Source organism: Heliobacterium chlorum (assembly GCF_014502795.1).
GTDB classification, from domain to species: Bacteria; Bacillota; Desulfitobacteriia; order Heliobacteriales; family Heliobacteriaceae; genus Heliobacterium; species Heliobacterium chlorum.
On the sequence record NZ_JACVHF010000008.1, the window covers coordinates 111,097 to 124,782 of the forward strand.

Genomic DNA, 13,686 nt, shown 5'->3' on the forward strand with positions numbered 1-13,686 from the left:
CCCGCGTTTAAGGAACCATTTTCTCGGCAATGCGTTTCAGCACATCGGAAGCAGGTTCTCTGACGATCCAAGCGGCTTTATCATCCAAGGGCGTCGGCGCGGCATTGATGATGAGCAGACGCCCACCGCCCTCGGCAGCCCAAAGCGGACAGAGATTCGCAGGACCGACGACGAGAGACGACCCAATCACTACGAAGAAGTCGGACCGCCGGCTCCACTCTACTGCCTTCATCCAACTATCTTGAGGCAATGACTCGCCGAACAGGACCACATCTGGCCGGAGCATTTTGCCGCACTTGGGACAGCAGCACTCCTCTCCGTGACGATATAACCCCGCCCGGTATTCAGCCTCCCAGGCTTCTCCTTTCGGCAACAACTGGCGGCTTTCAAAACGGGCGTGACAGTGGACACAGCTTACTGTTCGCAAGGTGCCGTGAAGTTCGATCACGGACTGAGATCCAGCACGCTGGTGGAGAGCATCGACATTCTGGGTGATGATGGTCTTTACGCGGCCTTGCCGTTCCAGTTCGACCAGACGCTTATGACCATCGTTAGGTTGAACTTCCCACAAACGGGCGATGCGCCACTGATAAAAGAAGTAGAATTCATCAGGTTCTTTGCGCATGGCCGTGAGGGTCGCTAGACTCTCGGGCTGTTGTTTCCAGAGCCCCCGGGCTGACCGAAAATCAGGCAACCCCGAAGCGGTGCTCATTCCTGCTCCCGTAAACACTACTGGATTCTCAGCGTCCCTCCAGGCTTGGACGATTTCATCCAAGCGATCGCTCTCCACCATCGGTGTCTCTCCTTCTCACTTCATCGCTTTCTTTTAGCAACAAAAACTCCTCGTTCAGAAGCTTTTCCCATCAGAAGAGTACTTCATGAAAGGCCCCTTAAAGTTCGATGAAAAAGGCCCTTTCCCTAATATTAAGGAAAAAGGCCCGAGAAAAATGTCGAAACTTGCGAAAACATATCAACAATGCAATAGGTTATGCCGTCTCTATATTGGCCGCGTCCTCCAATCCGAGCTCACGGATATAGGTCTCTTGCAGCTTAAACTTCTGAATCTTCCCAGAAGCGGTCATCGGAAAACTATCAACAAATCGGAAATACTTTGGAATCTTGTAGCGAGCGATTTTTCCTCGGCAGTACGTGCGGAGTTCCTCTTCGCTCACTGTCTCGTTTTCTTTCACGATGACGCAGGCCAAAGCTTCTTCCCCATACTTGGGGTCAGGCACACCGATGATTTGTACGTCTTTCACTTTCGGATGGGTGTAGAGGAATTCCTCCACTTCGCGGGGGTAGATGTTTTCTCCGCCCCGGATGATCATATCTTTTGCCCGGCCTGTGATGCGGCAATAGCCTTCCTCGTCCATCGTTGCCAAGTCTCCCGTGTGGAGCCAGCCTTCGTCGTCGATGGCTGCAGCCGTAGCTTCGTCGTTTTTATAATACCCCTTCATGACGCCAAAGCCTCGGGCCCATAGTTCGCCTTGTACTCCCCGGGGGACTTCCAGACCTGTATCGGGTTGGACGATTTTCACCTCTACATGGGGAAGTTTCCGGCCCACCGTACAAACCCGTCGCTCCAAACTATCTTCCGGGGTCGTCTGAGTAAGCACCGGTGAGGACTCTGTCTGTCCATAAGCGATAGTAATTTCCCGGATGCCCATTCGGTTGACTACTTTCCGCATGACTTCGATAGGACAAGGTGAGCCTGCCATGATGCCCGTACGCAGCGATGAGAGATTATACTTCTCAAAGTCGGGATGATCCAGTTCGGCGATGAACATGGTTGGAACCCCATAGAGAGCGGTGCATTTTTCTCGCTCGATCGCCTCTAAAACAGCCTGAGCCGAAAAGTATTCTAAAGGAACCATCGTCGCCCCCTTGGTGACGCAGGCGAGCGTGCTCATCACGCAGCCAAAGCAGTGAAAGAGGGGGACCGGGAAGCAGAGTCGGTCATCAGCGGTCCAGCGCTGGCAATCAGAGACCATGTTCGCGTTATTGATAATGTTGTAATGGGTAAGCATGACCCCTTTGGGAAAGCCTGTCGTGCCCGAGGTATACTGCATGTTGATGACGTCATCATAATGCAGGGATCGCTGTCGATCATCCAAAGCCTCATCAGAGATACTCCCGCCCATGTCCAGCAGGTCTTGCCAACTAAACATACCGGGATGTTTTTCCTCGGGATTACGACCGATGAAGATGACGTTTTTTAATTTGGGCATCCAGGAACAGTGAAATTTCCCCGGTTCAGCCTCTTTTAACCCCGGGAACAATTCATATACGGTTTCAACAAAGTTATTCTCCCGAAAGCCTTCGATCAGCAAGAGGGTCGTCGAATCAGATTGGCGCAGCAAGTATTCCAATTCAAAGGACCGGTAGTTCGTGTTGACGGTGACCAAAACCGCCCCCATTTTGGCGCTGCCAAACTGCGTTTCGATCCATTCAGGGTAGTTTGTGGCCCAGATCGCGATATGTTCACCTTTATCAATCCCTAAAGCCATGAGACCCTTGGCGACCTGGTTCGTTTTCTCCCGAAGCTGGCTATAGCTCAGCCGAAGATTGCGGTAATCGGTATACACAAGGGCGTCTTTGTTGGGGTAACGATCGGCCTTCTCATCCAACAGGTCCCCGATGGTGATCTTCAACAATTCCGTCAAGGGTCTTCACTCCTTCATCCGACCATAGCGTACTTAAACAAAAAACCCCCTACGCCTCATCGAAATGAGACGAAGGGGGTTGCCTCCGTGGTACCACTCAAATTAACGGCACAGTTATGCCGTTCACTCCATAGGATACGGGAACTAGGTTTGTTCCGATATCCCCTTCCTTGTAACGGTGGAAGTCTCCGTCCGAGCCTACTGTCGTCACACGAGTTCGGTCGGCAACTCAAGGGAGAGTTCAGTTTCTGCATCGATCGCTTCGCACCATCCAGCGATTCTCTGAGTCCAGCAAGAATACTTACTATTCCCTATCATCGTTATTTTCACATATTATTGAATATACTAGCAACCGTAAAAGGGAATGTCAATCCATGAAATCACAGGAAATCAGAAATTCTCAATCGCTTGCAGTGGTTAGACTTTCATTCAACAATAGTTTCTCAAATATGTATAATCTAAACCCTGTGACTTGTCAAGAAGGTTTTTCGGAAGAATTGATCACTTAAGCTCAGAACTTCCGGGTACCGGAACCTACCCAATGCAACCACAACCCGATGACGAGCAGATAACCGAAGAAATAGGCCATCCCGTAGCGATCAGGAATCCACAATCCCGCCACAGCAATGATCAACGAAGCAGCGCTCATGGTGAGAAAATGCAGCCCCACCCAACGAGCAAGTCCTGCCCGATCCTTAGCCTCAGCAGAACCGGCGATCCACTCAAGTTTCCCCTTCCACCAGATGACGTGCCCCCAGGCAAAGAAGAAGGCCATATTCAACAGTGGGAGGAGGATATTGACCTTTATCGCTGCCACCCCCCCAGTACGATTTATCTTCTTTTAAATAGAATATTATCCGAACCTCGTAGATAGTACGATATTTGGAAAAAATTTACGAAAAAATGACGCCCCAAATGGGGCGTCATTTCCCAATACTATTTACCAACCCGGGGCGTCTGTTCGAGCCTAGAAAAATCGATAAGTTATAGTCCTCTACTTTGCGCCAGCTCCTGAACAAAGGATGCCACAACGGGACGCATCTTTTCAAATTCAATCAAGAAGGCATCATGACCGTGAGGGCTTTTCAACTCCCAGTATTCCACTTGACCCTTTGCTTTTTTCATGATTTCAGCCATCTCTACCATGTACAGAGGGGGATATAGCCAATCCGAGTCTACTCCGATGAAGTAGGTTTGGGCTTGGATCGATGCTAACGCCGCTTCATAACCGCCATGACCTCGGCCGATATCGTGAAGATCCATCGCCTTACATAAGAGGATAAAGGTGTTTGCGTCAAAGCGCTCAACTAGCTTTTCTCCTTGATAATGGAGATAGCTTTCAATCTCAAAGCGGTTTTCAAAGTTATAGTAAGCTTCCGGGTAGTGGTTCGTCATGCGCCGCCCAAATCGGGCCGTGAACAATTCATCACTCCGATAGGTGACCATACCCAGCATACGGGCAATGCTGAGACCTGCCGCCGGTCCGGTTCCTGGGTAGTAGTCACCCCGGTTCCAGGCAGGATCGAGCATGATCGTCTGGCGCATAATCTCGTTAAAGGCAATGTTCTGGGCGGTCATACGTCCTGATGTAGCGATCGGCATGAGTCCGTCCATCATCTCCGGAAATGTTACGCCCCATTCCAAGACCTGCATCCCGCCCATCGATCCACCCGCGACCAGTAGGAGATGATCGATACCCAAATGGCTTATCAATTCACGTTGCACCCGGACCATGTCCCTGATGGTGTAGACGGGAAAATCCATTCCAAAAGGCTTTCCCGTAGCAGGATTAATGCTAGTCGGACCCGTTGTTCCCCGGCAGCCGCCCAATACGTTAGAACAGATCATATAAAATCGGTTTGTATCAAAGGGCTTCCCAGGACCGATGAGTTCATCCCACCAGCCGGGAGCTTTGTCGGCGGGATCGTTTTTCCCCGCCGCGTGGTGATCCATCGTCAACGCATGGACGATGAGGATCGCGTTGGAACGGTCAGCGTTTAATGTGCCATAAGTTTCATAGACGATATCGATCGGCCCAAGCCGCTGTCCCGATTCCAGCAAAAACTCGTTAGGGGGTTGCCCTAAAGTAAAGATCTGGGGCCGGGTGATCACTTCTCCCTGTGTTCCGGTCCCTGGGCTATATGGCGACTTGTTACTCATTCTTCAACCGCCTTTTCATCAACCTTGCTTATCCATTAAAACAAAAAAACCTCTGCACAGACGCAGGGGTACTTTCTTTCCGCCTCTCATCTGCCAGGACAAAACGTCCTGAAGGAATTGGCACCATGTCTCCTGTCCTTGTCGACGAGAAGACGGGTTGCCGGGTTTCATCGGGCCCTTTCCCTCCACCTCTCTGGATGAGCATATTTTGTTGTGGTCAGCATTGTGGTCAAATACATGCTAAAGCTATGCGTTATATTTTACATCAATTTTTGCACCCTGCAAGATATTTTTTGAGAGTCTTTACCGGCTCTCCTCTTTTTTTACCTTTTCGTAACCTGCCTCAGTCTCTTAGACAAAGGCCGAGCAACGATTACTCATGATTGAGTAATCTCCTCCAGCACTGCAGGCGGGATATGGTACGGTTGCGACTATAGATATCAAGCCATCCTATACTGCATATACTTGAAAATGCCCCCTGTTAAGAAAATATGAAACCCAACCTTGGACAGGTTGGGGACAAGTGAATTTTTAAGGAGATGATGTCCATGGTATTAAAAGGACTAACTACCTGTAAGGTCTGTCACCAAGACGTTGCTGCGAAGGAGAAAACCTGCCCCCGTTGCGGAACTACTCTTCGTTGGAGATGGGTCAAAAAGATAGTCATTGGTATCGGTGGGTTCTTAGTCTTCATTATGTGTACCGGTGTCTTTGGTGACAGCATGGAAAAATCGATCTCCAACATTCATTCGACTAGATTATCCTCATCAACTCCGACTGTCGAATTCATCGGTAACCCTCGAGAAGAAGCAAGCAGAGTGGATAGCGGCGATTTATTATCTGTAATGTACGTATGGAGAAACCTAGGCATTTCGAAGGCAAAATCGGATATCTTCTAAGGTTCTGGAAAACAGGGGATCCGCTCATGAACATATCCCGTACTAGGCCAAACCCCCGTCCTCACTCCGAGGAACGGGGGTTTTCTGTAAACAAAACACCAACGCTCTCCAATTCAGATTCTATCTCCATCATACGCCAGAAGGATCTACGATATTCTTTTTCAAACACCTCACTTGACGGTTCCTCCTCTGTCCAAATCGTCAAATAGGCTAACCGGTATAGAGTCGAATAATATTGGTTCTTTCGCAGTTCTAACTGTTCTTTAAAAATGTCTTCGGGACCGTTCTTCAACTCAATTAGTTTCGGTTCCATCGGAAGACCTCCAGCTAAAGAGCTTACGTACTTTCGGTCCCATTCTATCCAATAAAATACTAGGGTATAAGTCCCAAATAGTTGTTTTGCAATTCGGACAAGTACATCTCCCGGAAATGGATTTAAAGCAAAAAACTGAGCCAATGCTCAGCATAATCTCTATGATTCTATAGATTTATAAACTTTATTTTTTCGGTTATCATTTTTCCAATGACATCTTTCAGACTTGTATTTGACTTTCTTTCTTCCCGAATCTCTTTGATCGAGATACTCACTTTAGCGTGTTTGATTTGGAAGGTCCAGTAATCCCCAGAAGGGATAGCCGTCAACAATATATCTTCTTCTTTGAGTTCGCTAATCAAATCCCTGACCGAATTTTCAATGTTGTTTTGCTCTTCCTGAAAACTGTTATGTTTTTTAAGTAATTGTTCTTTCCAATCCATTGATAACACCCTCCCCCTCCCATCATAGGGCGAGTCAGGAGGTTATATACGCGCTTTTACTCGTCAAATTCCCTTCGGTTTCAGCTGGGATCGCTAAGAAAGGATGATGCTCCATGTGTGGCCGTTTCACCCTCACCGTCAGCCCGGCAGAATTGTTAGAAATCCTCGGTGTTCCTTCTGCGACAGCGCAAGAGTTTACTCCGCGATTCAATGTATCACCTGGTCAAGACATCCTGATGATCGTCCAGGAAAAGGGGCCCACAGCCAGGATGGCTCGTTGGGGCCTCCTTCCGCGTTGGACCAAGGATATCCGTATCGGTTATAGCATGATCAATGCCAGAGCAGAAACGCTTCGTGAAAAGGCCGCCTTTAAAGACTTACTCTTTTCGCAACGCTGTCTCATCCCGGCAGATGGTTTCTATGAGTGGAGACAAGCTGGTAAAAGCAAAATCCCCTATCGCTTTACCCTCCGAAATCGAAAGGTCTTTGCCTTTGCTGGACTCTGGTCTTTATGGAGGTCACCTGCTGGTGAAACCATCCATTCTTGTACGATTGTCACTACAAAACCGAATGAACTGGTCTCATCCGTCCATGACCGGATGCCAGTCATACTCCCCATCGAAAAATGCCGAATCTGGCTGGATCCAGGGCCGTCGAAAGACTATCCCTTTACCAGCCTATGGGAGCCCTACCCCGCTGGCGAGATGGAGATGGTTGAAGTATCGACGATGGTGAACTCATCGCGAGAGGATCGGCCTGAGATGGCTGAACCAATCACGCAACTGACGCTTTTCTAGTCTCTTCTTACCCGTTTATAGATGAACCTTACCTATTCCCGCCGAGTGAAAATGAGTCCATCTTCTCATAGGCGGGCGCTCTTCCCCGCTCGATGCGGCTTTCCATGAGAACAAACTCGTTCACCTTAAAACTCGGAATCGAGGGAACCGAAATACTCCAGTTTTCCGGCTCTCGCCAGAAAATGTCTCGAGCGACTGTGACATGGGGTTCGTAACGTTTCTGTTCCGGTGGAAAACCGACTGCGGTCAACTTCCGGGCAACTTCGATCTGTAGTTGCCTTAACCCCGACTGCTCCTCCTGCAAGCCCAGCCATAAGACTCTCATCGGATGAAGGGGCCCAAAATGACCTAGCCGCTGTTCCCAACGGAGGGAAAAAGGCACAGACGCTTCGCCCGCTTTCTTGAGGGAGGATTTAATCGAAGGAAGCTTGTCTGGGGTGACTTCGCCGAGAAACTGCAGCGTCAGGTGGAGATTCGCTGGGGACACCATACGGGCTTTTATCACTCTCTGTTCAATCGTTCGCTGAAGTTGTGCCAGTTCAGCAACTACTTCGGTGGGAAATAGAATCGCCGCGAAAAGACGCATAATTGTTCCCTGCCTTTTCTCCTAGGGGATATCTTTCCTCTGGCATCGTATCTCACAAAACCGATCGCCATCAAGAACATTTTTGAGATGGACCAAGTCGCTATCGGGGTGGAATGCTTCATACTTGGCCTGGTCGATGGCACAGTACAGCCGACCTAGTTTTTCAAAGCCGTGGTCTCGCCATTCAGCGGCAAAGGGACAATAAGTAATGCGAATATGAGTCGGGTCTTCCCCGTTCACTCCTTCCACATCCCAGCCGAAAGAGGGTAAGTCAGGCAACTTGCCATAGTTCTGTGGTTCATGAGCGTGCCCGGCAGCGAGTACACGTTGTCGCTGCTTCTCCCCCCGCTCAGAGCCGTAGTTTTCAATTGCTCGGCTGATAACCTCTTTTCCGCGTTCTTCCCCTATTTCATCGACAATGGATTGGGCTAAATGACGATAGAGCGACGCCATCATCATACCCATCTGACGCACTTGCTCTTTCGCCACCTCTACCGGAACAACAGGCGCATCCCCATTCATCTCACATATCTCCTTTTAAACCGATCGTTTCCGCGACCCTTTGCATCCCTTGGATCGTCTCTCCGATGACGGTTTCCAGATCCATACCTAGTATTTGAGCACCCTTTTCGATGATTTCGCGGTTCACACCGGCAGCAAAGCTTTTTTGCTTCCACTTCTTTTTCACTGATTTAACTTCCAAGTCAAGGATACTCTTATTCGGACGGAGCATCGCCGTGGCAGCGATCAAACCCGTCAATTCGTCAATCGTATAGAGTACTTTTTCCATTTGCTCTACCGGTTGAACATTGACACAGATACCCCACCCGTGGCTTTGAACAGCGTGAATATAATCTTCGGGATAGTCCTTAGCTGATAAAATTTCCTTCGCCTTCACACAATGTTGCTCGGGATACATCTCATAATCAATATCGTGCAACAGTCCGATGACGGCCCACTTTTCCGGATCCCTTTCGTTGAAGAGCTCTGCAAAATGTCTCATGACGGCCTCGACCGCATAAGCGTGCTTAATGAGGCTGTCATTTTTATTAAACTCCCGTAGTAACGCATCTGCTTGTGCCCGGGTAGGTCTTACATTCTCCATATGGTCGCTTCCTTTCATCCCTGTGATGTTTACTAGTGAAAAAGCATGGAAAACGTAAGCAAATACTTTTTAATTCGCTTACGTTATTTTCTTTTTCTACCTGGAAATTCACTTTACATAGTTAGTACATTATATTATACGCCTTTTAATTTAAATCAACCAGATGACAACGGCCCTTATTGCATTGTCTGTCAACGGGATAAAAAAGACAACCCCGCCAATCGGCGAGGTTGGGCTATATTCTCAGGTGGTTCATTGGTAGTTCATTGGTAGTCCAGAGGCAGTTCAATTCGAAAAGAAGCTGACTTCAGCTTCAATGACAAACTGTTTTTTCCCAAACGATTCGATGCGATTGATGATGACTTGAACTGCACCTTCATTCCTCTGTTCGTCCAGAAACTCCTTTACGCCATCTTTAAGCTTTTCACTGCCTTCCAGTTGGAGTTCATAGACGACAACGCGTGTTTTCATTTTCTCCGCCTCCCCCCACCCTTCTACATTTATTATACGATGAAAAATGTCTAAAAAATTATCACTTTCCTTGAGTAATCAAATAATTTACCGAACAAGAGAAAAAAGAAAGCACCCCCAAAAATAGGAGTACTTATCTAACACACTGTATCTCTCTGTATGGCTATTCGTTCCTACACCGCTTTGCCGAAATCAGCCAATACGCTCTGTTTTTCTTCCTGGGACAAATCATCGGCAGCCTTTTTTTGCTTCCAAAGCAAATCTACGGCATCTAACTCACCGTCACAGGAACAAGAACCTTGTCCCATATGGGGTGTACGATTGGCGAGTTCAGCTAACTTGGCATCGTTGAAGCGATCTGTTGTGCTTAGATATCCCGTTATTCGCCGAACCCGGGTGATCGGATTTTGACCTAAAACTTGCAGGCATAGTTCTCCCTTTTCTTGAAAAACCCGAACTGCTTGAGGTTCATGGACGTTCTCTTCACAAGCAATTTCTCTCGCTTGAGCGAGGATACTATCCTGTTGTTCATCAGTAAGCAATAGATCAGTTATGATTCGCATAGCTCACGACCAACCTTTCATCGATTCTTATAAGTATTCTCGTCTATGATGATAAAACAGTTGCTCTCGATAATCAATATCTGATAGTAATTACTACTATTAAATTTTACAATTTTCTTGGGGCATACTAGGCGTGGAGGTGAGCACAATGGGTAAAGGTAAGGACAGCAAGAAATCTAAAACCCAGGCGACCGAAAACCCGCAGACAAAAGTTCAAAGCCCCGGCGAACCGGAAGTTCGCAATCATCCGCAGAACCAAGATCGCTAAAAAAAGTCCACTCCGCAAGGGGTGGATTTTTTCATCGAAAATCCTTATGTGTCCTTTCCTTTAACGATCTCCCGGTAGGTGGTGTAAAACACGACGAGTAAGGTAAACCACAGGATGCTTCCTCTACTATTCATCTGGTACACCCCTCCTATCCCGTTTCCCTGATTTATGATATGTTCTCATCAAGGGTTTTTCCCAGAACCAGCATTAAGGAGAGATCATCCCATGTTCGGATTCGGCGTGATGAACAAGACCGTAAAGGAATTGCGTAAAAACCGCTGCTTGACAGCAAAGGAACTGGCCCAACGACTAAAAGTGGACACGATCGAAATCCTCCGGATCGAAGAAGTCAAACTAAAAGATGTCCCAGAGCCATTAAAATCAAAAATCACCCCGATCCTGCGGGGTGATGAAACAGATAAAATACCCTGGTTGTAAATCGTATAACCTATTGGAATCGGTCATTGATCATATTCCTACACTGATTGCTCCCTTCACGGTATCCGAGAAAATAAAAAAATCCACAACAAAGAGTGATTAGACTGCACGCACCAATTGTCAATAACATTTGAGTCTGCCTCCTTCTGCCTCTGCCTTTTTATGTCATATATCTCTAATACAGTTATACCACGAATCTCCTTGGCGAATGTTATGTAACGATTATTTTTTTAGCAAAACTCTTTACGTTTATGGTGCTTCGTAAATCTTCGAGAAAAATCTCCTCTCGACAACAATTCAACCTGGGATAAAGGAAGCCCCAGCTATGGACTCCACACAGCTGGGGCTTCCTTTAAAGCGTGAGCACTTTTTTTGCACATTTTATTTTTTCCGGTTACTCTCCAGTCCGCTCTCGCAAAAGCGTCGGTTTGCGCAGTTCAGCACATCCGCATTCTCCCACTGCCGGCGGCTTTTCCGGAAGTGCTGCTAAGGCCATGAGCAGTCGCCGTCCTGCTAAAGCTGATTCTTCGAAGAAGATATCTTTCAGTTCCTGGTGGGACCAGTCTGTAATGATGCCTTCGGCGTAATTGACAACCAGTTCTAAGCGGGCATAGCAAGCTCCGATTTCTCGGGCTAAGTAGACTTCCGGCGCCACACTCTGCCCGATCACATCGCCCCCGGCCATGCGGTAGTACTGTACTTCTGCAGGGCTCTCAAAGTGGCGTCCATCGGTAACGACATACTTTGACCGATCAAAAACCCGCCCTTGACCAGGTAATTCTTCCGATACCTTCAAAAAAGCGCGCCGCAGTTCCGGACAAAAAGGCTGGCGCATGATGAGCAGATAGCCTGTTCCCAAATCCACATCTTTGCGCATGGAAAAGTCCAAATAGTCGTGAGGGATGACTAAATCGCGAGGCCGAAGCAATTCGTTGATCGCCCCCACGCCACCTTCAGAAAGGACTTTTTTTACGCCCGCTTGCTGAAAGACCCAGAAGATTTGCCGAGACGCATCAGCTCGCTTAACGCCAGGCCGCCAACCGTGCATCACACAAGTTAAGGTACGACGGCCATTTAAATCAAAGAGAACAAAAGCAGGACTGGGACCAAAAGGCGTTTCCCAACCGGGATAAGTTTCAAGCACCGTCACACCGGGGAAATCGATAGCTTCCGGAAAACGCAATGAGTTCGTGCTGGAACCACCGATGATGGCGAAATCGGCAGACGGTATGTTGTTCGGTGCGTACAAAAATGATCGACCTCCACAGTCATTCAATAGATAATTGAAGCAGCATCAATCCCTGTTTCATCGGCTTCATATTAGCAGAATTATGGCACTAATCGCCGAATGATATTCCCACCGATTTGGCCGCTTTGACAATCTGCCCATCGGTATTGACCTGTTTGGCCGTACCTACCGCCTCTTGTAAGGGAACAGCCAAGATCTTCGGAGTTCGCAGGGCCACCATGTGGCCAAATTTCCCCTCCATCACCGCATCAACGGCCGCTGAACCATAGCGAGTGCTCAGGATGCGATCTTGCGCCGTCGGCGAACCGCCCCGCTGTACGTGACCTAAAACAGTGACCCGCGTTTCCATTCCGGTGCACATCTCCAGCTTTTGTCCGATCGACTGACCGATGCCGCCGAGGCGAACCGGATCGTGACTCTGGGCGACCATTTTCTGGACGACCATCTCGCCGCCGATCTCTTTGGCTCCTTCGGCGATGACGACGATGGAGAACTTGCGTCCCTTTTCGGCTCGTGTACGAATATGGTTACAGACTTTATCTAAATCAAAAGGTATTTCCGGAATCAGAATCACGTCCGCTCCGCCGGCTACCCCGGAATAAAGGGCGATCCAACCGGCATAACGGCCCATGACCTCCAAAATCATGATCCGGTGGTGCGATTCGGCCGTCGTATGGAGCCGGTCTAAGGCTTCTGTAGCCGTAGTGACGGCCGAGTCAAAGCCAAAGGTCACATCGGTGGCAGACAAGTCGTTATCGATAGTTTTCGGCACCCCGACGACGGGGATTCCTTTTTTATGAAACTCTAAAGCGATAGAGAGACTTCCGTCACCGCCGATGACGACCAGCCCATCGATCCCCCGGCGGCGCAAGTTCTCTATACACTGTTCCGAACGATCTTCAAAAGTAAGCTGACCCTCTTTTTCGACGGCATAGCGAAATGGATTGTCTCGGTTCGTCGTGCCCAGGATCGTTCCACCGCGGTGAAGGATTCCGGCGACCTTTTCTTCAGTCATTGGTTCCATGATGTCATTGACGAGACCATAAAAACCATCGATAATTCCGATGACCTCCAAGTTGTAACGACGAATGGCCGTCTTCACAACGGCACGAATGACAGCGTTCAATCCCGGACAGTCGCCGCCTCCTGTTAACACTCCGATCCGCTTGATCTGTCCCTCCATCTCTTCGTCCTCCTTCTACATTAAAACTCCTTGAAGATTAGACTAGATCGGTAAACCCCGTTTGTCGCAGCCCCTCGAATAGGACAACCGATACGGCGTTGGACAAATTGAGCGAACGAGCATCGCCGACCAAAGGGATGCGAACCACCTGTTCTGGATGAGCCTCCAAAATCGCTGACGGCAGGCCTTTCGTTTCTTTGCCGAAGACAAAGAAATCTCCAGGCTGGTAGGCGACATCACTATAGCGTTTATGACCTTTCGTGCTCAATAAGTACAAATTTGCTTCCGGATAGGCCTTTCGAAAAGCTTCCCAGTTGTCATGGTAGTGGATCTCAACGAGGTGCCAATAATCAAGACCCGCCCGTTTTAGTTGTTTGTCATCCACAGAAAAGCCGAGCGGTTTGATCAGATGGAGCACACAACCGGTGCCGGCACAGAGACGGGCTACATTTCCCGTATTCGGTGGAATTTCTGGCTCAACAAGTACAATATGAAACATGATGCATACACTCCGTATCGAGCCTGAGCATGGTGATCGCTGCAGACTG

17 protein-coding genes, 1 riboswitch and 1 other annotated feature are annotated in these 13,686 nt (G+C 48.6%); of the genes, 3 read left to right on the plus strand and 14 right to left on the minus strand.

The window, feature by feature from the left end; all coding sequences use genetic code 11:
- Positions 1 to 7: 7 nt before the first annotated feature.
- The 4 genes from H1S01_RS09820 to metX all read right to left on the minus strand — a co-directional run bounded on the left by H1S01_RS09820 (position 8) and on the right by metX (position 4,823).
- The gene (locus H1S01_RS09820) at positions 8 to 793 is read right to left on the minus strand and encodes an NAD-dependent deacylase (protein ID WP_188040100.1); all 786 of its coding nucleotides are present in this window, start codon (positions 791 to 793) and stop codon (positions 8 to 10) included.
- 193 nt (positions 794 to 986) lie between these two features.
- Positions 987 to 2,663 (minus strand): AMP-binding protein, encoded by a 1,677-nt coding sequence (locus H1S01_RS09825; RefSeq protein ID WP_207732271.1) that lies wholly within the window; start codon positions 2,661 to 2,663, stop codon positions 987 to 989.
- 62 nt (positions 2,664 to 2,725) lie between these two features.
- Positions 2,726 to 2,990: a binding site (T-box leader), on the minus strand.
- 184 nt (positions 2,991 to 3,174) lie between these two features.
- Positions 3,175 to 3,480 (minus strand): hypothetical protein, encoded by a 306-nt coding sequence (locus H1S01_RS09830; protein WP_188040102.1) that lies wholly within the window; start codon positions 3,478 to 3,480, stop codon positions 3,175 to 3,177.
- Positions 3,481 to 3,647: 167 nt separating this feature from the next.
- Positions 3,648 to 4,823, minus strand: a complete 1,176-nt coding sequence (gene metX, locus H1S01_RS09835; protein ID WP_188040104.1) for a homoserine O-acetyltransferase MetX — start codon at positions 4,821 to 4,823, stop codon at positions 3,648 to 3,650.
- Positions 4,824 to 4,906: 83 nt separating this feature from the next.
- A riboswitch (SAM riboswitch) is annotated at positions 4,907 to 5,027 on the minus strand.
- A gap of 344 nt (positions 5,028 to 5,371) precedes the next feature.
- Between metX and H1S01_RS09840 the strand changes: the two genes are divergently transcribed.
- Positions 5,372 to 5,722, plus strand: coding sequence for a hypothetical protein (locus H1S01_RS09840; protein ID WP_188040107.1), 351 nt, complete (start codon positions 5,372 to 5,374; stop codon positions 5,720 to 5,722).
- A 61-nt stretch (positions 5,723 to 5,783) separates the two neighbouring features.
- On the opposite strand, the gene H1S01_RS09845 is transcribed toward H1S01_RS09840, so the two are convergent.
- Positions 5,784 to 6,035 (minus strand): hypothetical protein, encoded by a 252-nt coding sequence (locus H1S01_RS09845; RefSeq protein ID WP_188040109.1) that lies wholly within the window; start codon positions 6,033 to 6,035, stop codon positions 5,784 to 5,786.
- 167 nt (positions 6,036 to 6,202) lie between these two features.
- Positions 6,203 to 6,478 carry a hypothetical protein gene (locus H1S01_RS09850; protein WP_188040111.1) on the minus strand — a complete coding sequence of 92 codons (276 nt, stop codon included), beginning with the start codon at positions 6,476 to 6,478 and terminating at the stop codon, positions 6,203 to 6,205.
- Between the two features lie 113 nt (positions 6,479 to 6,591).
- Between H1S01_RS09850 and H1S01_RS09855 the strand changes: the two genes are divergently transcribed.
- Positions 6,592 to 7,275 carry an SOS response-associated peptidase gene (locus H1S01_RS09855; protein ID WP_188040113.1) on the plus strand — a complete coding sequence of 228 codons (684 nt, stop codon included), beginning with the start codon at positions 6,592 to 6,594 and terminating at the stop codon, positions 7,273 to 7,275.
- Positions 7,276 to 7,303: 28 nt separating this feature from the next.
- Here H1S01_RS09855 and thpR read toward each other — a convergent pair whose 3' ends face one another.
- From thpR to H1S01_RS09880, 5 genes are all read right to left on the minus strand, one after another.
- Positions 7,304 to 7,861, minus strand: coding sequence for an RNA 2',3'-cyclic phosphodiesterase (gene thpR, locus H1S01_RS09860; RefSeq protein WP_188040115.1), 558 nt, complete (start codon positions 7,859 to 7,861; stop codon positions 7,304 to 7,306).
- 21 nt (positions 7,862 to 7,882) lie between these two features.
- On the minus strand, positions 7,883 to 8,383 hold the full coding sequence (locus H1S01_RS09865; RefSeq protein ID WP_188040117.1) for an L-2-amino-thiazoline-4-carboxylic acid hydrolase: 501 nt from the start codon (positions 8,381 to 8,383) through the stop codon (positions 7,883 to 7,885).
- Between the two features lies 1 nt (position 8,384).
- Positions 8,385 to 8,966, minus strand: coding sequence for an HDIG domain-containing metalloprotein (locus H1S01_RS09870; RefSeq protein WP_188040118.1), 582 nt, complete (start codon positions 8,964 to 8,966; stop codon positions 8,385 to 8,387).
- A 285-nt stretch (positions 8,967 to 9,251) separates the two neighbouring features.
- Complete coding sequence (locus H1S01_RS09875; protein WP_155476237.1) at positions 9,252 to 9,437, minus strand: hypothetical protein; 186 nt, start codon at positions 9,435 to 9,437, stop codon at positions 9,252 to 9,254.
- A gap of 173 nt (positions 9,438 to 9,610) precedes the next feature.
- The gene (locus H1S01_RS09880) at positions 9,611 to 10,000 is read right to left on the minus strand and encodes an anaerobic ribonucleoside-triphosphate reductase (RefSeq protein WP_188040119.1); all 390 of its coding nucleotides are present in this window, start codon (positions 9,998 to 10,000) and stop codon (positions 9,611 to 9,613) included.
- A gap of 493 nt (positions 10,001 to 10,493) precedes the next feature.
- Between H1S01_RS09880 and H1S01_RS09885 the strand changes: the two genes are divergently transcribed.
- Complete coding sequence (locus H1S01_RS09885) at positions 10,494 to 10,706, plus strand: transcriptional regulator (protein ID WP_188040120.1); 213 nt, start codon at positions 10,494 to 10,496, stop codon at positions 10,704 to 10,706.
- A gap of 394 nt (positions 10,707 to 11,100) precedes the next feature.
- Here the strand turns inward: H1S01_RS09885 and H1S01_RS09890 are convergent, their stop codons facing one another.
- The 3 genes from H1S01_RS09890 to trmL all read right to left on the minus strand — a co-directional run bounded on the left by H1S01_RS09890 (position 11,101) and on the right by trmL (position 13,637).
- Positions 11,101 to 11,955 (minus strand): MTAP family purine nucleoside phosphorylase, encoded by an 855-nt coding sequence (locus tag H1S01_RS09890; RefSeq protein ID WP_188040121.1) that lies wholly within the window; start codon positions 11,953 to 11,955, stop codon positions 11,101 to 11,103.
- A gap of 88 nt (positions 11,956 to 12,043) precedes the next feature.
- The gene (locus H1S01_RS09895; RefSeq protein ID WP_188040123.1) at positions 12,044 to 13,138 is read right to left on the minus strand and encodes a 6-phosphofructokinase; all 1,095 of its coding nucleotides are present in this window, start codon (positions 13,136 to 13,138) and stop codon (positions 12,044 to 12,046) included.
- A gap of 37 nt (positions 13,139 to 13,175) precedes the next feature.
- Positions 13,176 to 13,637 (minus strand): tRNA (uridine(34)/cytosine(34)/5-carboxymethylaminomethyluridine(34)-2'-O)-methyltransferase TrmL, encoded by a 462-nt coding sequence (gene trmL / locus H1S01_RS09900; protein ID WP_188040125.1) that lies wholly within the window; start codon positions 13,635 to 13,637, stop codon positions 13,176 to 13,178.
- Positions 13,638 to 13,686 lie beyond the last annotated feature (49 nt).